This window comes from Pseudaminobacter soli (ex Li et al. 2025) (assembly GCF_029892515.1).
GTDB classification, from domain to species: Bacteria; Pseudomonadota; Alphaproteobacteria; order Rhizobiales; family Rhizobiaceae; genus Pseudaminobacter; species Pseudaminobacter soli_A.
The window spans coordinates 1,493,154-1,512,947 of record NZ_JARXVF010000001.1 but is presented as its reverse complement, the minus strand read 5'-3'; the positions used below and the strand labels follow the sequence as shown (position 1 = coordinate 1,512,947).

The window sequence follows — 19,794 nt, the reverse complement described above, 5'->3', positions numbered from 1 at the left end:
GTTGCATTCATATTTTTTAAGGGGAACCATAGCCAGCAGGAGTCGTTGACTGCCTGGACGGTGCGCGATGCCGCCATAAAGCTCAATGGAATCAAGGAGATTCAGATGAAGTGGAATCAGGTTGAAGGCAATTGGGAAAAGTTCAAGGGCGAGGTCCAGCAGCAGTGGGGCAAGCTCACCAATGACGACATGGACGTTATCCACGGCAAGCGCAAGGAGCTCGCCGGGCGCATCCAGGCCCGTTACGGCAAGGCTGCCGACCAGGTCGAAAAGGACATCGACACCTGGCTTACCCGCCACCACTGATCCAGAGGCATGCTGAGATCTTCGAGGGAGCCCCGCCGGCGCGCGGGGCTTCTTATATGCCTGTCCTCTGGTTGGCTCTAACGCCGGCCCCAGCCCGCGACGCGGTCGTAGATTTCCTTGGAGATGACGATGCCGCTCCGCTCGGCCTTTTCGCGCGCGGCGGCCTTGGCGAGGCCCGGTATGTGCACGCCGTATCCGCCAGAAAGGCGATGAAGCTGCGCAGCCAGGCGCGTGGAAAAATCGGGGTCGATCAGCTTGGGGTCCAGCGCCAGCACGAACAGGCCGCTGCCGGGGCTTTGCGAGCCGCTGGTGAAGCCCGGCGCATCGAGCGACCAGTTGGCGCCTGAAATGCCCGCCGCCAGCACCTCCACCATCAGTGCGATATTCGCGCCACGCGCGCCGCCGAAGGCGAGCAGCGCGCCCTTGACCGCAGCCTTGGCGTCGGTGGTCGGCCGGCCTTCGGCATCGAGCGCCCAGCCCTCGGGAATGTCGCGGCCTTCCTGCGCTGCCTTGCGAACATTGACGAAGGCCGTGGCGCTGGAGGCCTGGTCGATCACCAGCGGCGCGCCGCCTTCGACAGGTGCTGCAAAGGCCAGCGGGTTGGTGCAATAGACCGGCTTGGTGGCGCCCGACCCGGCCAGCAGTGCCGGCCCATTGGTGGCGGCAAAGCCGACCAGCCCGGCCTCGGCGAGGCGCCCGACGAAATAGCTCAGCGAGCCGGAGGTGAAGGCATTCTTCTGCGAAAAGACGGCGACGCCGAACAGCCTCGCGGTTTGCGCGAGGTCGTTGAAGGCGCGGTCGAAGCCCAGGTGCGCGGAGCCGCCCTTGGCGTCCGACAGGATGATGGCGCCGGCCGGCCGTGACAGCTCGGGCTCCACCGTGCCGTCGATGCGGCCGGCTTCCAGCGATTCGAGATAGTCGATGAGGTGGCCGATGCCGACGGTTGGCTGACCGTCGCGCTCGGCGTCGACGGAGGCCCCGGCGAGCGCTTCGGCCGTTGCCGGGCCCGCGCCGGCGCGCCTCGCCGCCTCGCGGCAAATTGAGAGGGCTTCCTCGAGGCTCAATGTCACTGTTTCGGTCATGCTCACCCCAATCGTGTCGGTATCCTGGCCTCGACCTTGCGGAAGGCAAAGACGATGATGCCGGTGATGCAGAGATAGACAACTGCAAGCAGAAGCAGCGGCTGGTAGACTACAAAGGTCTCCTGCCGCACGCGCGAGGCGACGGCATAGATGTCGACCACCGTGATGGTGGCGACCAGCGGCGTGGCCTTGAGCTGCAGCACGGTTTCGCCCGCGAGCGTCGGCAGTGCCCGCTGGACCGCCTGCGGCAGCCAGATGCGCCTAAAAATCTTCCAGCGGCTCATGCCGAAGGCGCGCGCGGCTTCGAGCTGCCCACGCGCCACGCCGGCAAAGGCCCCGCGCATCACCTCGCCCTCATAGCCGGCGAAGGACAGCGTCAAGGCAAGCAGGCCATAAGGCCACGCCTGCCTGAGATATGGCCACATGAAGGATTCGCGGATCCACGGAAACTGCGGGAAGAGCGAGCCCAGCCCATAATAGAGCAGCCAAAGCTGGAGCAGCAGCGGCGTGCCGCGGATGATGGTGCAGAAGGTCTTGGCCGGCACCGAAAGGATTTTTGGCCCGGTGACCTGGACGAGGCCGAGCGGGATCGCCAGCATAATGCCGAGCACAGCACTTGCAACCAGAAACCAGATGGTGCGCCAGATGCCTTCGACGGCAATCGGCAGGTATTGCGGCAGCCAGTCCCAGCGCAGGTAGTAGGCTGACGCCATGACCAATGCGGCGGCAATCAGGATCAGCACGATCCGGTGCGGCTGAAGCCAGGCCGAAGTGCGGGGGGCGGCTGTCACGGCAGAGGTTTCGCTCGACATCAGGCAGCGCTCCCCACGGACGGCAGCCCGCGTCTTGCCCAGCGCTCGACGCGGCCGAGGATCAGGTTGGAGAACAAGGTGAGCGCCAGATAGAGCGCGCCAGCGGCCATGAAGAAGGTGAAATAGGCCTTGGTCGCGCCGGCGGCGGTGCGTGTGGTCTGCGTCAACTCGTTGAAGCCGACGATAGCCAGAAGCGCGGTGTCCTTGGTTGCGATCAGCCAGAGATTGGCAAGGCCCGGTATGGCGAAGGGCAGCATAGCCGGCAAAGTTATGCGCCTCAGTGTCAGCATCAGCGGCATGCCGAAGGCGCGGGCCGCCTCGATCTGGCCCTGCGGAATGGCAAGGATCGCGCCGCGCAGCACCTCGGTCGAGTACGCGCCCTGCACGATGCCAAGCACGAATATGCCCGCCACGACGCCGTTGATGTCGGCCGGCGGATAGCCCCAGGCGGCAAGCACCCGGTTGATGAGGTCGGTGCCGGCGAAATAGAGGAGCAGGATCAGCACCAGTTCCGGCACCGCACGCACCAGCGTGGTGTAGACCTCGCAGAGGTCCTTGATCACCGGGTTGCCATAGAGCTTGCCGCAGGCGCCGGCGACGCCGATCGACAGCCCGAGGATGGTGGCGCCGACAGCGATCATGATGGAGTTCATCAAGCCCACGAGCAGGAACGCCCCCCGGCCGGGAGGTTCGAGCGCCAATAGCTCAAGGGTGCCGTGTCCGAAGACGGCTGCAAGGAAGTCGCTCAGCTTGGTTCTCCTGCTCGGATATGGAGCCGGCATTCCGGGCGGCCGCGTGAAGCGCCAGCCGCCCGGTTGAAGGCCCTAAGCCTCAGTTGGCCTTGGTGGCAGCGCCGTAGATGTCGAAATCGAAGTACTTCTTGCTGATCTCGGCATATTTGCCATTGTCGCGAATGGCCTTGATGGCGGCGCTGAGCCTTTCCTGCAGTGCGGTGTCTTCCTTGCGGACGCCAGCGCCGACGCCGAGGCCAAGCACTTCATCATCGGGCGCGACTTCGCCCTTGAGTTCGCAGCAGGCCTTACCGGCGTCCGACGCCAGGAAGTCGGCCAGCGCGATCGAGTCAGCCTGGGTGGCATCGATGCGGCCGGCGGCGAGATCCTGATTGGCCTCGTCCTGCGTCTGGTATTCCTTGATCTCGGCGGCGGCGTCGCCGAAATGCTTCTTGGCGTAGGCGGCGTGGATGGTGGAAACCTGGACGCCGAGCACCTTGCCCTTCAGCCCTTCGGGCGTGGCGTCGATCTTCTGGTCCTTGGCGCCGATCACGACGGTCGGCGTGTTGTAGTATTTGCTTGAGAAGTTGATCTCCTTCTTGCGCTCTTCGGTGATCGACATGGAGTTCATGATCGCGTCGATCTTCTTGGTCTTGAGCGCGGGGATCAGGCCGTCCCACGGAATAGGCGTCAGTACGCAGTCGAGCTTGGCTTCGCCGCAGATGGCGTTGACGATCTCGACTTCCCAGCCGCCCCACTTGCCGGAGGCATCCTGGGTGTAGAACGGCGGATAGGCCTCGGGCGAGAAGCCGACCTTGATCTCCTCGGCGTGCGCGGCGGCCATGCCGGCAACGCCCAGCAGCAGCGCTGCCGCGGCGATCTTCAGACCTTTCATCATTTGCAAGACTCCCTTGTTTTTGTTGAGTGTTCCCGTAGTCCCTCCGCTTGCATCAGCCGATGCTGCGGATGAATTGTTTGAGCCGTTCGGATTTTGGGGCACCGAAGATCTGCTCCGGCGGCCCTTCCTCCTCGACCTGTCCGTTGTAAAGATAGATAACGTGGCTCGCGACTTCGCGGGCGAACTTCATTTCGTGGGTGACCAGGATCATGGTGCGCCCCTCGCGCGCCAGATCGCCGATCACTTTCAGTACCTCGCCGACCAGTTCGGGGTCGAGCGCCGAGGTCGGCTCGTCGAACAGCATGACGCGCGGCTGGATGGCGAGCGCGCGAGCGATCGCCGCGCGCTGCTGCTGGCCGCCCGATAGGAAAGCCGGATAAACATCGCGTTTTTCGGCCAGGCCAACCCGGGCCAGAAGCTTTTCGGCCGTGGCGATTGCCTCGTCGCGCTTGACGCCCAGCACATGCACCGGAACCTCGATGACGTTTTCCAGAAGCGTCATGTGGCTCCACAGGTTGAAGCTCTGGAACACCATGCCAAGGCGCGAGCGGATGCGCTCGATCTGCCGACGGTCGGCCGGCACGGTGTGGCCGTGCCCGTCCTTCTTCAGCCGGATCTCCTCGCCATTGACGCGAATGAGCCCGCTGGTCGGATTTTCCAGGCAGTTGATGCAGCGCAGCAGCGTCGACTTGCCCGAGCCGCTGCCGCCGATGATGGCAACCACGTCGCCATCACGCGCCGAAAGCGACACGCCTTTCAGCACGTGCAGATCGCCGAATTTCTTATGCAGGTTCTCGATGTGGATGGCTTCGGCGGCGCCGTTCGACGCCTGACCCGATGTGGCTGTAGCAGCCCCCTCAGCACTCATTCCTGGCTCTCCACGCAACGCGTGATGAGTCGTCGAAAGCTTGTCAGGCTATCCTTCATGCGGCGTGCGATCCTCCCCAAGATCAGCATGGACCCGTCTGCGCGGGCTCGTCAATCCCGAGCATTACGGCACTTGCGGCGTTGTTATGCAAGTGTATAAGTAGCGTCATATGAAATTTTGTTCACTTTTTTCAGCATGAGGAAGCACCAGTGAACGCTTTCGGCTCCCAGTCCATGGCCGCTCCTTTGAAGCGGGTCCTGATGCGATCGGCAAAGAATTCCATGCTCGGAGCCGATCGGGCGGCCTGGCATTACGGGCCCGGTTTCGACCCCGCGCAGGCGGCCATGCAGCATGCGGCCTTCGCCGACCTCGTTGCAGCTTCCGGCGCGAAGGTGGAGTGGATCGAGGACCGCGAGGACGGGCTTTCGGACTCCGTTTTCACGCATGATCCCTCGCTGATGACCGATCATGGCGCGCTGATCCTGTCCATGGGCAAGGCGCTGCGCAAAGCCGAGCCGGCACTGCATGAGCAGACCTATGCGCGCCTCGGTATTCCGATCCTGGGCCGCGTCGAGGCGCCGGGCCAGGTCGAGGGCGGAGATTGCGTCTGGGTGGACAAGCACACGCTGGCCATCGGTCGCGGCGTGCGCACCAACCAGGAAGGTATCCAGCAGCTGTCCAATATCCTCGGGCCATATGGCATCCAGGTCTACGGCTACGACCTGCCGCTCTGGCAGGGCGAGGAGGCGTGCCTGCATCTGATGTCGGTGATCAGCCCGCTTGCCGACGATCTGGCGCTGGTCTATGCGCCGCTGCTGCCCGCGCCGTTCTATCAGATGCTGCGCGGACGCGGCATCACGCTGGTCAATGGCGACGCCGACGAGTTTTATGCCTCGAACGGCCTCAGCCTCAACGTGCTGCCGACTGCGCCGCGCGAGGTGATCGCCGTTGCCGGCTTCCCCAAGACGCAAGCCGCCATGGAAGCGGCCGGCTGCGTGGTCAAAACCTTCGAGGCCGATGCGCTGTGCATCGCCTGCGAAGGCGGCCCCACCTGCCTGACCCGGCCGATCCTGCGCCAATGACAGCGCATTCCCGCCGCAAGTTTCGCCGCGAGGGCGAGGAGCGGCGGCGCCAGGACCTGATCGAGGCAACGCTGGACTGCGTTGCCGAACGGGGCCTGCCGGGCGCCACCGTGCGCGCCATTGCCCAGCGCGCCGGCGTGACTGCCGGGCTGATCCGGCATTATTTTCCCGGCAAGGAAGAGCTCTTGCAGGCAGCCTATGCCGAAATCGTCGGCCGCATGACCGAGCAGGCGAAGGCGGCCCTTGCCATGGAAGGCGCCGGTCCGCGCCGTCGGCTCGCCGCCTTCCTTGCAGCCAATCTCGGGCCGCCGGTAGTGGACACGCGCGTCTTTTCGCTCTGGGCCGGATTTATTGGTCGTGCCCATGCAGATCCTGCGCTGTCGGTCGCGCACCGCGAGGGCTATCTTGGCTTTCGCGACGAGGTCGAGGCCCTGGTGGCAGAAGTGATCGAGGCAGAAGGACGTGCAGCCGGCAAGGCCGAGCTTCGCCGCCACGCCATCGCCATCAACGGCATCATCGACGGGCTGTGGATCGAGGGCTGCCTCGCCGGCGACATCTTCGAGCCGGGAGAGTTGGCCGATATCGGCATCACCACTGTCGAGGCGCTGCTTGGACTGAATTTACGTGAGGAGGAAAAGACATGACCACCGTGGGGGAAGCGCTGATTTCGCTTTTGGAGGCGCATGGGGTCGATACCGTGTTCGGCATTCCGGGAGTGCACACGGTCGAGCTCTATCGCGGGCTGGCGCGCTCGAAGATCCGCCATGTCACGCCGCGCCACGAGCAGGGCGCGGGCTTCATGGCAGACGGCTATGCGCGCGTCACCGGCAGGCCGGGTGTGGCCTTCGTCATCACCGGGCCGGGGCTTACCAATACCATCACCGCCATGGGGCAGGCGCGGGCCGATTCCATCCCCATGCTGGTGATTTCGGGCGTCAACGCCTCGCCGACGCTGGGCAAGGGGCTGGGCTTCCTGCATGAGCTGCCCGACCAGCGCGGCATGATGGAGAAGGTGGCGCTGTTCTCACAGCGCATCGAGCACGGGCATGAACTGCCCGAGGTGCTGGCGCGTGCCTTCGCGCTCTTCACCTCAGTCCGCCCGGGGCCGGTGCATATCGAGATCCCCACCGACGTCATGGTCAGGCTTGCGGACGGGCTCGTTCCGCACGCGGTTGAAGCGACGGCGCCGCAGGCCGGAGCCTCCACGCTCGCGGAAGCTGTGCGCCTGGCGGGAGCCGCCCGCCGCCCGTTGATCCTTGCCGGCGGCGGCGCCAAGATGGCCGAGGCGCCCTTGCGCCAATTGGCCGAACTGCTCGACGCGCCCGTGGTGGAGACCGCCAATGCGCGTGGCTTGTTGCACAAGCATCCGCTCGGCGTGCCGGCCAGCCCCAGCCTGAAAGCGGTGCGGGCGCTGATCGCCGAAGCCGATCTGGTGATTGCGGCCGGCACCGAATTCGGCCCGACGGACTATGACATGTATGGTGATGGCGGCTTCGTGAAGCCGCAAAACCTCATCCGCATCGATATCGACGGCAAGCAGATCGGCCGGCATCCGGCGACGCTCGGCATCCGCGCCGATTGCGGCTCGACGCTGGCGGGGATGGCAGAGCTGCTGGCCTCGTCGCGCCGCAATGCCTCGGAGGAGGGCTGGGGGGCTGTGCGGGCGGAGACTGCACGCAGCCAGTCGCTCAAGGAAATCGGCCCTGTCATGCGCGGCCAGGTCGAGGCGGTGGAGATGATCCGCGACGCGCTGCCGGGCTCGATCATCGTCGGTGATTCCACCCAGCCGATCTACGCGGCCAACCTCTACTACGACCACGACCGCCCCTCTGGCTGGTTCAATGCCGCCACCGGCTTCGGCGCGCTGGGCTTTGGCCCGCCGGCGGCTATTGGCGCAGCACTTGCCGTGCCGGATGCGCCGGTCGTCTGCTTGTCGGGCGACGGCGGTTTCCAGTTCACGCTGCCGGAACTAGGCGCTGCACTCGATGCCGAGGCGCCGGTCATCTTCGTGGTGTGGAACAACCGCGGCTATCGCGAGATCGAAACCTCGATGCGCGATGTCGGCGTCGAGCCGGTCGGCGTGTCGCCCGCTCCGCCGGATTTCTGCAAGCTGGCCGAAGCCTATGGCATGGCGGCCGAAAGGCTGGGGGCGGTAACGGATCTCCCCGCCGCGCTGAAGCGGGCACGCGCCACGGGCAAGGCCTGCCTCATCGAGATCGGCGTGGAGTAGGGCGGTTGGCGCGGGCGCTTCGCCCGCGCCCTCAATGATGCAGGTCGATAATCTGCTTGGGCGACACTAGTGCTGCGGACCAGTCGGTCGGCCGCTCGATCATGCGGTGCACGCGCGGCGGCTCGTCGCCGCTGTGCAGCTTGCGGATGCGTTCGCTGATCACCGCGTCGGCCTGTGTCATGCGCTGGTTGTGGCGGACATATTCGATCCAGGTCGGCGTGTGGTAGGTCTCCATCCACAGTTCCGGGTTCTCGAGGTCGCGCGATAGGGTCCACTGCCGCGCGCCGTCACGACGGCGGATGCGCCGGCGCTCGGCCATCACGTCGAGGAACGCCGGCACGTCCTCTTCGCGGATGATGTATTCGATCATGATGGCGATCGGCCCGCTGCGCGGCTTGAGGTCGAGCGCCACATGCGGTTCCTTGAAGCGGTTGGCCGGGTCGAGGTTGAGCGTCGTCTGCTCGGGCAGCGTGAACCATTTTAGGCCAAGCGCTGCGCCCGCGATAAGCACCACCGCCGACATCAGCAGCGCCTCGCCTGGGCCATAGGCGTCGGCCGCGATACCCCAGATCCAGCTGCCCAGCGCCATGCCGCCGAAGGTGGCGGTCTGGTAGAGCGACAGCGATCGCCCCACCACCCAGCGCGGCGTCGACATCTGCACCGTGATGTTGAACAACGAAAGTGACGTGACCCAGCTTGCGCCGCCGATCAGCAGCGCCAGGCAGGTCAGCCACGGCATGGTGCTGAGGCCCGCGATCGCCGCGCAGGCGGCAAAGCCGATGAAGCCCAGGCGAACGTTCCATTCGCTGGTCAGCACATGCCGCAGCCGCGAGCTCAGCAGCGCGCCGCCGACTGCGCCGATGCCGAAGGCGCCGAACAGAACGCCGTAAAGCAGCGGGCCGCCGCGCACGATATCGCGCGCCACGAGCGGCAGAAGGGCGAGCACCGAAACGGCGCTGAAGCCGAAGACGAAGGCGCGCAGAAGCACCTTCTCGATGTTGGGCGACATGGCGACATAGCGAAGCCCCGCCGTCATCGCGAGGCCGAAGGGCTCGCGCGGCAAGGTACGCGCCGACTCCGGCGTCTTCCATCGGAGCAGGACAAAGAGCAGCGGCAGGTAGCTGACCGCATTGACGGCAAAGGCGGCCGCAGCACCTGCCGCAGCCACGATGGCGCCGCCAATTGCCGGGCCCACGCTGCGCGTCATGTTGAAGCCCATGCTGTTGAGCGCCACGGCCGCGGGCAGGTCCGAGCGCGGCACCATGTCCCCGACCGAGGCCTGCCAGGACGGATTGTTGAGCGCCGTGCCGCAGCCGAGCAGGAAGGTGAAGCCCAGAAGCAGCCAGGGCGTCATGGCGCCCAGATAGGCAGTGACAGCGAGCGCGACCGACACGACCAGCATGAAGAACTGGGCGATCATCATCACCTTGCGCCGGTTGTAGTTGTCGGCGATGGCGCCAGAGGCGAGCGAGAACAGCATGATCGGCAGGGTCGTCGCGGCCTGCACCAGCGCCACCATGTCCACCGAACTCGCAATCGCGGTCATCATCCAGGCCGCACCCACGCTCTGGATCAGGCCGCCGAAATTCGAGGCCAGGCTCGCGGTCCACACCGAGCGAAAGATGCTGTGCTTGAAGGGAGAAAGGGGCGACACCCGCTCGGTCACGGAATGGTCTGTCATTTTATCCGGCGTGCCACCCTGTCAGAACTCGGAAACTAAGTGAGTCGATCCGGTTCGCCAGCCTAGAGCAATGTTAGCCGCGATGGAATTTCGTTCGGCCGTTTCGGCTGCTGGCCCAAACAAAAACCCCGCCGGATCGCTCCGGCGGGGTTTTCCGTTCGCTAGCAAGCGAGGAGACGCTTAGTCTTCCTTGCTGCCGCGGTTCTTCAGGGCAGCGCCCAGGATGTCGCCGAGCGAAGCGCCCGAGTCGGTCGAGCCGTACTGAGCAACAGCTTCCTTCTCTTCGGCGATTTCCAGCGCCTTGATCGAGACCTGCAGCTTGCGGGTCTTCTTGTCGAAGGCGATGACGCGCGCATCGACCTTCTGGCCGACGGTGAAGCGCTCGGGGCGCTGCTCGTCACGGTCGCGCGACAGGTCGGAACGCTTGATGAACGTCTCGATGTCCTGGTCGATCAGGCGAACCTCGATGCCACCATCCTTGATGGCGGTGACTTCGCAGGTCACGACGGCGTTCTTGCGCAGTTCGCCCGAAGCGGCGGCTTCGCCGACCGAGTCACGCGACAGCTGCTTGATGCCGAGCGAGATGCGCTCCTTGTCGATGTCGACGTCGAGCACCTGAGCCTTGACCACGTCGCCGCGGTTGTACTCTTCGATGACCTGCTCGCCCGGACGGTTCCAGTCGAGGTCGGACAGGTGCACCATGCCGTCCACGTCGCCTTCCAGGCCGATGAACAGACCGAACTCGGTCTTGTTCTTGACCTCGCCCTCGACCTGCGAACCAACCGGGTGGTTGCGGGCGAAAGCTTCCCACGGGTTCTCCAGCGTCTGCTTGAGACCCAGCGAGATGCGGCGCTTGGCCGGATCGACCTCGAGCACGACCACGTCGACCTGCTGGGTGGTCGACAGGATCTTGCCGGGGTGCACGTTCTTCTTCGTCCACGACATTTCCGAAACGTGGATGAGGCCTTCGATGCCCGGCTCGAGTTCGACGAACGCACCGTAGTCGGTGATGTTCGTGACGGTGCCGGTGATCTTCTTGCCGATCGGGAACTTGGTGCCGATGTCGGACCACGGATCGCTCTCGAGCTGCTTCATGCCGAGCGAGATGCGGTGCGTTTCCTGGTTGATGCGGATGATCTGCACCTTGACCGACTGACCGATGTTGAGGATCTCGGTCGGATGGTTCACGCGGCGCCATGCCATGTCGGTGACATGCAGCAGGCCGTCGATGCCGCCGAGGTCAACGAACGCACCGTAGTCGGTGATGTTCTTGACCACGCCCTCGACCACCTGGCCTTCTTCGAGGTTCTGCACGATTTCCGAACGCTGTTCGGCGCGGCTCTCTTCGAGAACGGTGCGGCGCGAGACAACGATGTTGCCGCGACGGCGATCCATCTTGAGGATCTCGAAGGGCTGCGGGTTGTGCATGAGCGGGGTGACGTCGCGGATCGGACGGATGTCGACCTGCGAACGCGGCAGGAAGGCAACAGCGCCGTCCAGATCGACGGTGAAGCCGCCCTTGACCTGGTTGAAGATGACGCCTTCGACGCGCTCACCCTTGTTGAACTTCTCTTCGAGCTTGACCCAGCTCTCTTCGCGGCGGGCCTTGTCGCGCGACAGCATGGCTTCGCCCAAGGCGTTCTCGATGCGCTCGACGTAGACCTCAACGGTGTCGCCGACCTTCATCTGGCCGTCCTTGGCCTTGGCGCCGAATTCCTTCAGCGGCACGCGGCCTTCGACCTTCAGGCCGACGTCGATGATGGCCATGTCCTTCTCGATCGCGGTGATGGTGCCGCGAACGACCTGGCCTTCGCCCGAATGACCGTCCGAGAAGGACTCTTCGAGCATGCTCGCGAAATCGTCGCGAGAGGGGTTTGCTTGTGACATATGATCTCCTGGAGTGTCCCTTTCGCAAGGGACTGGCGCCTAGGGTTCGTGTTGCGTTGGCCTGCCGGCGTTCCCGGGCTTTTCTAGCCCTGTACCGCTATGAGCGGCTTTTCCGGCGCAAGTGAATGCTGGCAGGCGGGTTTGTGCCCGATATGGAGAATTCCGCAGGTTCCGGCAAGGGAATGATGCGGAAATTCCTCTTCAGGCGGTGCCTCTCTTGGCCATCGCGTCGTCGACGATCGATTTTGCCGCAAGAAACGCGGCTTCTATATCCATTTCCGACGTGTCGAGCAAGTGCGCGTCCTCGGCGGGCCTGAGCGGGGAATCGGCGCGTCCCATGTCGCGCTCGTCGCGGCGCTGGATGTCGGTCAGGATCTCCGAAAACTCGGCGTAGCCACCCTTTTCCTCGATCTCGTTCAGCCGCCGCCGCGCGCGCACCTCGGCCGACGCTGTGAGGTAGAGTTTTACGTCGGCATCGGGGCAGACGACTGTGCCGATGTCGCGCCCGTCCAGCACCGCACCCGGCGCGGTGGCCGCAAAGGCGCGCTGTTTCTCGACGAGCGCCCGCCGCACTGAGGCGATGACCGCCACCTTGGAAGCGGCTTCGCCGACGTCGTGGGCGGAGAGGACGGCGCGGTCAAGCTGGCCCAGGTCGACGAGGCTTGCTGCTTCCAGCGCATGCGCCTCGTCGTCGAGCGGCCAGCCTTTCAGGATCAGCATATGCGCCACGGCCCGATAGGTCAGGCCGGTGTCGAGAAGGTTGAGGCGGTAATAGTCGGCCAGCCGGCGGGCAAGCGTACCCTTGCCCGCGCCCGCAGGACCATCGATGGCTATGACGAATCCGCTCACGCTGCCGCGTCCATGGTCTCGATCTTCGCGCCCATGCCGGTCATCAGCCCCATGAATTCGGGGAAGCTGGTGGCGATCATGGTCTGGTCGTCGACGGTGACGGGCTTTTCGGCCGCCAGTCCCATCACCAGGAAGCTCATGGCGATACGATGATCGAGATGGGTCTTCACTGTGCCGCCGCCAAGACCCTTGCCGCCGGGCCTGCCGCGCACCGCAAGCGTTTCCTCGCCCTCGGTGCAGTCGACGCCATTGGCTTCGAGCCCGCGCGCCACGGCTGCGAGGCGGTCGCTTTCCTTCACGCGCAGTTCCTCGAGGCCCTGCATGAGCGTCTCGCCCTCGGCGAAGGAGGCGGCGACCGCCAGAACTGGATATTCGTCGATCATCGACGGTGCGCGATCGGCCGGCACCGTGACGCCCTTGAGTTCGGACGAGCGCACGCGCAGGTCGGCGACGTCCTCGCCGCCGGCATTGCGCGGGTTCATCAGCTCGATCTTCGCGCCCATTTCGATGAGCGTGGTGATCAGGCCGGTGCGGGTCGGGTTCATCAGCACGTTCTCGATGATGATGTCCGAACCCGGTACGATCAGCGCCGCCACCAGCGGGAAGCCGGCCGAGGAGGGGTCGCCCGGCACGGCGATGACTTGGCCGGCAAGCTTGCCCTGGCCTTCGATATGGATGTGGCGCACGCCGTCCTTGTCGGTTTCCACTTCGAGATTGGCGCCAAAGCCCTCCAGCATCTTCTCGGTGTGGTCGCGCGTCATAATCGGCTCGATCACGGTGGTGACGCCGGGCGTGTTGAGGCCGGCCAGCAGAACCGCCGACTTCACCTGCGCGGAGGCCATCGGCACGCGATAGCTGATGGGGGCCGCGACCTTGGGTCCGCGCAGCGTCAGCGGCATGCGGTCGCCGGGCGAGGCCTTCAGCACCTGCACACCCATTTCGCGCAGCGGGTTCAGCACCCGGCCCATGGGGCGGCCGGAAAGCGAGGCATCTCCGATGAAAGTGGTTTCCATGTCATAGGTGCCGACGAGGCCCATGGTGAGGCGCGAGCCGGTGCCGGCATTGCCGAAATCGAGCGGCGCCTTAGGTTCGAGCAGGCAGCCATTTCCGGTGCCCTGAATGACCCATTCCTCGCCACGCTTTTCGATTTTCGCGCCCATCGCCTTCATGGCGTCGCCGGTGCGCAGCACGTCTTCGCCTTCCAAGAGGCCGGTGATGCGCGTCTCGCCCGAAGCCAGGCCGCCAAACATAAAGGAGCGGTGCGAGATCGACTTGTCGCCCGGCATGCGAACCTTGCCGGAGAGCGCGGGCGAGCGGCTCGCCACGGCGGGTTTGGGAAGTGCTTGATGCGACATGACGATAACCTCTTGGCAAAATCGGAAAAGGCTGGTTTTCCTGTTGCTGGCGCGGTCTCCTATCATGGGTGGTGCCGGCGGTCATCCCCTTGTCGGGGCAAGCACTTCAAAGGCTTACGGCAGCGCGAAATTTCGCGGTTTTTTAGCTTTGACAGGGCCCTAAACTGCGGTTAAGGGGACCAACCTTTACAAACGAGGATCTACGGTGGCTAAACCAGAGCTTGGCACAAAGCGCATCGATCCCGAAACGGGGCGTAAGTTCTACGACCTCAACAAGGATCCGATCGTTTCGCCCTACACGGGCAAGTCCTACCCGCTCTCCTTCTTCGAGACGACGACTCCTAGCAAGGTCGTCGAAGAGGAGGAGGACGAGGTCGAAGAACGCGGCATCGATAACGAAGAAGAGGGCGCAGACGTCGTCTCGCTCGAGGATGCCGATGACGAGACCAAGGGCGATGAGGACATCATCTCCATCGACGACGAGGAAGATGTCGACCTCGGCGATGACGATGACACCTTCCTCGAGGACGAAGAGGAAGACGACGAGGACGTCTCGGGCATCATCGGCGTCGGCGACGACGACGAGAGCTAATGTTTTTTTCGGTGCGCCGCATAGCCGGCGCACCGGATCGCCCTGCGTCCGTCCGGACGTACAAGGGCGACGCAGTAGCTTGAGCATCGAAAGTCCGGGAAACCGGCTTCCTTTTTTGGGTCCGATGCACAGGTTTGAGAAAAAGCTGAAAAGAGGCTTGATCTTCTCAAAATGGGGCGCTAGAAGCCGCCTCACGGTCGGTTCGGGACGAAACGCCAGAACGACCTTCCCGCCGGAAACGGCACCCGGTTATACCGGATTGTGGGGCCATAGCTCAGCTGGGAGAGCGCTTGCATGGCATGCAAGAGGTCAGCGGTTCGATCCCGCTTGGCTCCACCAAATTCTTCAGTATCCCAATAGCTTATAAAGAATTTTCCAACGCTGCAGCGGCTTCGCGCGGCGTGGCTTCGTTTTCCTGAATCCGCGGTATTCCGGGCTTTTCTCGCAAGGCAAACGATGTCCGGGAAGCTCCAGCTTTGGTTCGCGCTGCGGACTATGTCCCCGCGCTCTGCTTCCGCCGCCGACCGTCGAAGAATCACTAGTCCGGCTGATCAGCGACAGGCGAATCACGAATCGCGAGAATCACTGTTGACCCGAGAGCAGTCGGCCGGCTGGCAAGAACGGCCGGATTGCAATATGGTCGCGCCACCAATTTGATTTCTGCGGTCGGGGACGGGCTGTGGTGCGATCGGGGGACAATCTTCAAACTGAGGAGCGCTTCGGCGAAGCGCCGTCCTCTGGTGCGGCGCTGGCGCCAGGCCATGGGGGCGGGTTGTCGCGGCGCGGTTTCACCTTTGCCTTGCCTTTCGCCCTGGGGGGCTTGCTGACCGGGATCCGCCCAGCCCGAAGCCAGGAAGAGGTCGCGGTGCCTGAGGACGAGCTCATGGGTCCCGTCAGTGCGCGCTATCGCGAACTTGCCTCCTACAGCGACGAAGGCACCGTAGAGGTGCGGTACCAATGGCCCGGCAACCCGCTGGTGACGGAGCGCCACAGCTTCCGCACGCTCTTTCGGGCGCCGCGCCACTTCTTCTTCCGATTCGACGCGGATCCGGCCGCCGGCGGCGATGCTATGGTGATCTGGTGCGATGGCGGTCCCTTTCAAAGCTGGTGGAAGGCGACAGGCGTCCACACCGTGCATGACGGCGGCAAGGGTGCGGTTACTTTCCTGACCGCGCAATCGCCGACGAAGGATTCGGCAAATCTGGTCGCGCCGCATTTCTTCCCGCAGGCCAAGCTGCCGGGACCGACCTACGGCCTGATCGAGCCCCGCGAAGATGGCGCAGACGAGCTTGCCGGCCGGCGCTGCCGCAGGATCGCCGCCGACCAGCGCATCACCGGCGTGGTGACGGTGGAGACGCGGCCGACGAGGGTGTGGATCGACCAGGACAGCGGCCTGGTTCGCAAGGTTCTGGTAGATACCGCGCCGGACAGTCCGGCCGGCATGATCGACCAGCGCATATTTTTGATCGAGCCTGTGGCCGACCCAAAACTTTCGGACGACCAGTTCACCTTCATGCCGCCCGGAAGCGCGCCATGAGGCGGCTTCTGTGGCTGATGCTCTTTCTTTCTCTCGGTGCGATCCAGGCGCTTGCCCAAGACGCGGGCGGCAGCAGGCAGGTCCAGATCTATCTCGCCGTCGAGATTGCTGACAAGCCGGCTGGTGCCATGGCCGTGCCCGGGGAGAAGATCGCCACGGTGCGCGGCGAGGCGGTAAGAATCAGCGGCATCACTTCGCGCGATCTCGCGGGCAAGTTGCTTCTGGTCACCGTCACGCCGCCGCAGGAGTTCGAGCCGGACGGCCCGGAGCCTGAAAGCAAGTGTTCCGACGATGACGCCCCGGCAAAGGTGACCGCCATGTTCCGGCCCGAGAAGCCGACGGTGCTCAACGCCGAGGTGGGCAAGGACGGCAAATTCGAGATTCTGTTCACGCCGAAGGTGACGGGTACGCATCAGGTCGAAGCGGCTGACGCGGACAATGCCTATAGTGGGACGGCCGAATTCGATGTCACCGAACTGGAGGCCGAGGATCAGTGCGAGGCCATACCGCAGGACGAGATCGAGGAGGAAGCGGCCGGGCTCACCGAGGTAATCTGCGAGGCGACAGATGCGCTGCTGGAGCGCGTCGGCGATCTGCCGCCATCGCCCGCAAAAGATGAGCTGGCGCAGCGGCTGAAGGAGCTCGCCGACGACGGCAAGGAGGCCGTGCCTTGTGGCGAAGCGCCCCAATGGGCGATCGGCTATCGTCATCTGGAAAAGCTGCGCAAGGAGGTGCCGGAGATCCGGCCGGCGATCGCCCCGGCAACTCGCCAGATCAAGGAATGGTTGCGCGGTGCCAGGCAGGCTCGCGCCGAAGGGCGGCGCGCGATCGCTCAGATCACGCGCGGCAACGTCGTCTGCGACCAGCTCGACGTGATCATAAACGGGTTGAAATTCATCGACTTCTATCTCGGCCTGATCGTCGAACCGGAAAATTTCCTCGGCGACTGGGCAAAGGAAAACATCCCGACCAAGCTCGTGGGTATGGTTCCGGCGGTCAAGCAGAACACCGTGCTCAAGGAAACTATCGAGCTCGGCTGGAAAGGGGTGACCAGCTACCAGCCCAAGCTGGAGGGGGGCAGGATAAAGATCTCCGTCCAAGGCTTCGATCGTTTGCTGGCCCACCAGAAGATGGGGACCGCAGCTCTCACTTTCATCGCAAACCGGTTTTTCGAGGGGCTCTGCCAGACCTTCCAGGGGCCGATCGAGGGCGCGATGACGGCTGAATTCAGCGCCCCCAGCGGGATCTGGTGGCAGTATTCGATCGGCATCACTGGGCAGCTCATCCTGCGCTATCCAAAAGACGCGAAGGGCGATGTGGTCGCGCTCACCGGTGAATTTGTCGGCAATGCGCAGAGTATAAAGTCTTGGGACAATGCCGTGCCAGTGCTGTTTCCGGGGCTGGCCCAGGGAACTGTCTTTCGCACCCTGCGCATCGAGCCCTTCGTGATGGACGACTTCCCAGGCATCTACGAAAAGAATCTCGGCGTTAGCAAAAATCAGGTCGCGCCCGACTTCAACCCGGTCAAATCCATCATCGACCAGGGCGGCTTGCTGACCCAATATGTGATGACGCCGGCCTTCTTCCGCGTGCCGGTGCGCGCCGAACTGCGCGAAAAGACGTTGCGCCTGGAGCTTCAACCTGCGGCGGTCGATTTCGACGACCTGAGGGTGAAGGTCATCCATATCGTGCTGCCGGTGCTGAGCCTGTGGCCGGAGGTCATCGACTATGCACTGCCCTACAAGGGGGCGCATTTCATTATGACGCGCGCCATGAGCGACGGCCCCGTTACCTTCGACGTGGAGCGGGCCGGACAGACCATGAAGATATCCAAGGCCTTCACGCGCAAGAAGAACACGCAGGAGACGACCGGCAACTACACGCTGACGGTCAATGCCTGCAATCCGGGATGCTAGGCATGAAATCCAGCTTTCTCGCCTTCGTCATCGTGCTTGTCATGGGCGCCGTCGCCCGTGCCGACCAAGCCGCCCCTTCGGTGATCATCCTCGACGCCTCCGGCAGCATGGCGGCGCGGGAGCCAGGTGGGGAAACCAAGCTCGACGCGGCAAGACGGGTGGTGACCGAGACGCTCGCCAAATGGCCGGCGGAAGGCCAGCTTGCCTTGATCGCCTATGGCCATCGGCGCAAGTCGGATTGCTCCGACATCGAAACCCTCGTCGAGATGGGGCCGGTCTCGGCAGAAAAGGTCCAGCAAAAGCTCAAGCCGCTCAAGGCACGGGGCAAGACGCCTCTCTCGCAATCGCTGATGCAGGCGGCAAAGCTGCTGCCCGCCAATGGCGGCTCCATCATCCTGGTCAGCGACGGCATCGAGACATGCCATGCCGACCCTTGCGCCGTCGCCAGCGAGCTCAGGAAAGCCAACGCGTCGCTCACCATCCATGTCATGGGCTTCGGCCTCGCCAAGGGCGAAGCGACGCAGTTGTCCTGCATCGCCGAAAATGGCGGCGGCAAGTTCTTCGATGTCGGCAGTGCGCCGCAGCTGACGCAATCGCTGAACACCATCAAGGAAGAGATCGCTGCCGCCCCTGTCGTCTCCGAACCTGCGCCGCAGCCGGCGCCCGCTCCGGAACCGGCGCCTGTCCCCGAGCCGCCACATATCGTGCGTGTCGGGCTCACTGCCGTTGTGCACGGGCTGGGGCCGATCGTGGACGCGCCGGTTCGGTGGGAGGTGAGCAACGACAAGCACGAAACCGTCTATGCCGGCGAAAGCCGCGCCCTGTCCCTGGATCTCGCGGCGGGAACCTATGAGGTGATCGCCAGCGCCGCCAACGCGCACGGCAAGGCGAGCATCGTCGTCACCGGCGAGGACGGCAAAACCTATGAGGTCGAGGTGCCGGCAGGCCGCCTCGATCTTGCGCTTGCCGCGAACAAGACGGCTGCGCCCTTCGGCGATCTTGAGGCAACGGGCGTCCAATGGACGCTGGAGCCGGATGACGGACAGGGCAAAGTCGAGATTCCGAGCCTTGCCCGTCCCTCGCTTCTTCTGGCACCCGGGCGATATAAAATCGGCGCAAGGCTGAAGGGGTTAGAGGCAACCGCGCTCGCGACGGTCGTACCCGGCGCACCGGCGGCAGTGACGCTCGATTTCAGGCTCGGCACGCTGGTGCTCGAAGCTGCTCTCGACGGTGAAGCCGAGACGCTGGATGACGCGGCCATGCTGTCCTGGCGGATCGGCGAGGGCGACAAGGCGCAGACCATTTTGGGACAAGCTCGCCCGCGGCTGGTGTTGCCCGAAGGCCGATACCCGGTGACGCTGTCGATCGCCGGAGCGGATGTGCCGGCAATCGCCGAAGTCAGCGCCGCCGAGGAGCGGGTGGCGCGTGTTGTCGTGGGCGGTGGCGAACTGGCGCTTTCAGCGCGGCTCGGGCCCCAGGCGCCGCCGATCGAAGACTGGCGCGACGCGTTCTGGACGCTGGAGCCCGCCCAGGCCCTATCCCCGGCAAAGTCGATCGAGATCCAGCAGGCGGCCCCCAGCGTGCCCCTGCCGCCGGGACGCTGGCGCGTGGGCCTCAAGAGCGGCACGGTGACGGTGGCCAAGGAGGTCATGGTGGCGCCCGGCAGCAAGTCGGCGCTCGACTTTGACCTGGGCGGCGCCCGGCTGACGGCAAGCGCCGCGCCTTCTGCGGGCGAACGGGCCGCTAACACCGTCTATTCCGTCTTTGCGCTCGATGCGGACGGTGCGGCCGCCGGCGACGCGATCTACGAAGTGGGTTCGTCCGAAGACATGTCGACGATTTTGTCGGCCGGGAAATGGCGGGTGGTCGCAAGCGACTCCGATGGCCGCGCGGGGCAGGCCGATATCGAACTCGGCATAGGCGAGGAACGCAGCCTCGACCTCAAGCTCGAATAACGGCGCCCGGCAT

17 protein-coding genes and 1 tRNA gene are annotated in these 19,794 nt (G+C 64.4%); 9 read left to right on the top strand and 9 right to left on the bottom strand.

What is annotated here, in order from left to right; all coding sequences use genetic code 11:
• Positions 1 to 105: 105 nt before the first annotated feature.
• Positions 106 to 306 (top strand): CsbD family protein, encoded by a 201-nt coding sequence (locus M2281_RS07205; RefSeq protein ID WP_280820382.1) that lies wholly within the window; start codon positions 106 to 108, stop codon positions 304 to 306.
• Positions 307 to 383: 77 nt separating this feature from the next.
• Here the strand turns inward: M2281_RS07205 and M2281_RS07200 are convergent, their stop codons facing one another.
• The 5 genes from M2281_RS07200 to M2281_RS07180 are packed head-to-tail and all read right to left on the bottom strand — an operon-like array spanning position 384 to position 4,697.
• Complete coding sequence (locus M2281_RS07200) at positions 384 to 1,388, bottom strand: Ldh family oxidoreductase (protein WP_280820381.1); 1,005 nt, start codon at positions 1,386 to 1,388, stop codon at positions 384 to 386.
• Between the two features lie 2 nt (positions 1,389 to 1,390).
• Positions 1,391 to 2,200 (bottom strand): ABC transporter permease, encoded by an 810-nt coding sequence (locus M2281_RS07195; RefSeq protein WP_280820380.1) that lies wholly within the window; start codon positions 2,198 to 2,200, stop codon positions 1,391 to 1,393.
• Positions 2,200 to 2,982 carry an ABC transporter permease gene (locus M2281_RS07190; RefSeq protein ID WP_280820379.1) on the bottom strand — a complete coding sequence of 261 codons (783 nt, stop codon included), beginning with the start codon at positions 2,980 to 2,982 and terminating at the stop codon, positions 2,200 to 2,202. The genes M2281_RS07195 and M2281_RS07190 overlap by 1 nt, the downstream gene beginning before the upstream one ends.
• Before the next feature lie 49 nt (positions 2,983 to 3,031).
• Positions 3,032 to 3,829: a transporter substrate-binding domain-containing protein gene (locus tag M2281_RS07185; RefSeq protein ID WP_280820378.1), complete on the bottom strand. Its 798-nt coding sequence runs from the start codon at positions 3,827 to 3,829 to the stop codon at positions 3,032 to 3,034.
• Between the two features lie 52 nt (positions 3,830 to 3,881).
• On the bottom strand, positions 3,882 to 4,697 hold the full coding sequence (locus tag M2281_RS07180; protein ID WP_280820377.1) for an ABC transporter ATP-binding protein: 816 nt from the start codon (positions 4,695 to 4,697) through the stop codon (positions 3,882 to 3,884).
• Between the two features lie 209 nt (positions 4,698 to 4,906).
• On the opposite strand from M2281_RS07180, the gene M2281_RS07175 reads away from it, so the two are divergent.
• The 3 genes from M2281_RS07175 to M2281_RS07165 are packed head-to-tail and all read left to right on the top strand — an operon-like array spanning position 4,907 to position 8,009.
• A complete protein-coding gene (locus M2281_RS07175) occupies positions 4,907 to 5,779 on the top strand; it encodes a dimethylarginine dimethylaminohydrolase family protein (protein WP_280820376.1) in 873 nt (290 codons plus the stop codon).
• Positions 5,776 to 6,423, top strand: coding sequence for a TetR family transcriptional regulator C-terminal domain-containing protein (locus tag M2281_RS07170; protein WP_280820375.1), 648 nt, complete (start codon positions 5,776 to 5,778; stop codon positions 6,421 to 6,423). The genes M2281_RS07175 and M2281_RS07170 overlap by 4 nt, the downstream gene beginning before the upstream one ends.
• A complete protein-coding gene (locus tag M2281_RS07165) occupies positions 6,420 to 8,009 on the top strand; it encodes a 5-guanidino-2-oxopentanoate decarboxylase (protein ID WP_280820374.1) in 1,590 nt (529 codons plus the stop codon). The genes M2281_RS07170 and M2281_RS07165 overlap by 4 nt, the downstream gene beginning before the upstream one ends.
• Positions 8,010 to 8,040: 31 nt before the next feature.
• On the opposite strand, the gene M2281_RS07160 is transcribed toward M2281_RS07165, so the two are convergent.
• The 4 genes from M2281_RS07160 to aroA all read right to left on the bottom strand — a co-directional run bounded on the left by M2281_RS07160 (position 8,041) and on the right by aroA (position 13,781).
• Positions 8,041 to 9,690, bottom strand: a complete 1,650-nt coding sequence (locus tag M2281_RS07160; RefSeq protein ID WP_280820373.1) for an MFS transporter — start codon at positions 9,688 to 9,690, stop codon at positions 8,041 to 8,043.
• A 180-nt stretch (positions 9,691 to 9,870) separates the two neighbouring features.
• The gene (gene rpsA, locus M2281_RS07155) at positions 9,871 to 11,577 is read right to left on the bottom strand and encodes a 30S ribosomal protein S1 (RefSeq protein ID WP_280820372.1); all 1,707 of its coding nucleotides are present in this window, start codon (positions 11,575 to 11,577) and stop codon (positions 9,871 to 9,873) included.
• Between the two features lie 201 nt (positions 11,578 to 11,778).
• Entirely contained in the window at positions 11,779 to 12,426 is a 648-nt protein-coding gene (gene cmk, locus M2281_RS07150; RefSeq protein WP_280820371.1) for a (d)CMP kinase, read from the bottom strand.
• Positions 12,423 to 13,781 (bottom strand): 3-phosphoshikimate 1-carboxyvinyltransferase, encoded by a 1,359-nt coding sequence (aroA, locus tag M2281_RS07145; RefSeq protein ID WP_280820370.1) that lies wholly within the window; start codon positions 13,779 to 13,781, stop codon positions 12,423 to 12,425. The genes cmk and aroA overlap by 4 nt, the downstream gene beginning before the upstream one ends.
• A 205-nt stretch (positions 13,782 to 13,986) precedes the next feature.
• Here aroA and M2281_RS07140 point away from each other — a divergent pair, with 205 nt between their 5' ends.
• The 5 genes from M2281_RS07140 (at position 13,987) to M2281_RS07120 (ending at position 19,781) form a co-directional block, all read left to right on the top strand.
• Positions 13,987 to 14,373, top strand: coding sequence for a TIGR02300 family protein (locus M2281_RS07140; protein ID WP_280820369.1), 387 nt, complete (start codon positions 13,987 to 13,989; stop codon positions 14,371 to 14,373).
• Between the two features lie 263 nt (positions 14,374 to 14,636).
• A tRNA-Ala gene (locus M2281_RS07135) sits at positions 14,637 to 14,712 on the top strand.
• 544 nt (positions 14,713 to 15,256) lie between these two features.
• The gene (locus M2281_RS07130; protein ID WP_280820368.1) at positions 15,257 to 15,910 is read left to right on the top strand and encodes a hypothetical protein; all 654 of its coding nucleotides are present in this window, start codon (positions 15,257 to 15,259) and stop codon (positions 15,908 to 15,910) included.
• Positions 15,907 to 17,826 (top strand): hypothetical protein, encoded by a 1,920-nt coding sequence (locus M2281_RS07125; RefSeq protein ID WP_280820367.1) that lies wholly within the window; start codon positions 15,907 to 15,909, stop codon positions 17,824 to 17,826. The genes M2281_RS07130 and M2281_RS07125 overlap by 4 nt, the downstream gene beginning before the upstream one ends.
• Positions 17,827 to 17,828: 2 nt before the next feature.
• Positions 17,829 to 19,781: a vWA domain-containing protein gene (locus M2281_RS07120; protein WP_280820366.1), complete on the top strand. Its 1,953-nt coding sequence runs from the start codon at positions 17,829 to 17,831 to the stop codon at positions 19,779 to 19,781.
• Positions 19,782 to 19,794 lie beyond the last annotated feature (13 nt).

Bases quoted from the DNA above. Each gene is read 5' to 3' on its own strand.
- M2281_RS07205 (WP_280820382.1), top strand. From the start codon at position 106: ATGAAGTGGAATCAGGTTGAAGGCAATTGGGAAAAGTTCAAGGGCGAG.
- M2281_RS07200 (WP_280820381.1), bottom strand. From the start codon at position 1,388: ATGACCGAAACAGTGACATTGAGCCTCGAGGAAGCCCTCTCAATTTGC.
- M2281_RS07195 (WP_280820380.1), bottom strand. From the start codon at position 2,200: ATGTCGAGCGAAACCTCTGCCGTGACAGCCGCCCCCCGCACTTCGGCC.
- M2281_RS07190 (WP_280820379.1), bottom strand. From the start codon at position 2,982: ATGCCGGCTCCATATCCGAGCAGGAGAACCAAGCTGAGCGACTTCCTT.
- M2281_RS07185 (WP_280820378.1), bottom strand. From the start codon at position 3,829: ATGATGAAAGGTCTGAAGATCGCCGCGGCAGCGCTGCTGCTGGGCGTT.
- M2281_RS07180 (WP_280820377.1), bottom strand. From the start codon at position 4,697: ATGAGTGCTGAGGGGGCTGCTACAGCCACATCGGGTCAGGCGTCGAAC.
- M2281_RS07170 (WP_280820375.1), top strand. From the start codon at position 5,776: ATGACAGCGCATTCCCGCCGCAAGTTTCGCCGCGAGGGCGAGGAGCGG.
- M2281_RS07165 (WP_280820374.1), top strand. From the start codon at position 6,420: ATGACCACCGTGGGGGAAGCGCTGATTTCGCTTTTGGAGGCGCATGGG.
- M2281_RS07160 (WP_280820373.1), bottom strand. From the start codon at position 9,690: ATGACAGACCATTCCGTGACCGAGCGGGTGTCGCCCCTTTCTCCCTTC.
- rpsA (WP_280820372.1), bottom strand. From the start codon at position 11,577: ATGTCACAAGCAAACCCCTCTCGCGACGATTTCGCGAGCATGCTCGAA.
- aroA (WP_280820370.1), bottom strand. From the start codon at position 13,781: ATGTCGCATCAAGCACTTCCCAAACCCGCCGTGGCGAGCCGCTCGCCC.
- M2281_RS07130 (WP_280820368.1), top strand. From the start codon at position 15,257: ATGGGTCCCGTCAGTGCGCGCTATCGCGAACTTGCCTCCTACAGCGAC.
- M2281_RS07125 (WP_280820367.1), top strand. From the start codon at position 15,907: ATGAGGCGGCTTCTGTGGCTGATGCTCTTTCTTTCTCTCGGTGCGATC.
- M2281_RS07120 (WP_280820366.1), top strand. From the start codon at position 17,829: ATGAAATCCAGCTTTCTCGCCTTCGTCATCGTGCTTGTCATGGGCGCC.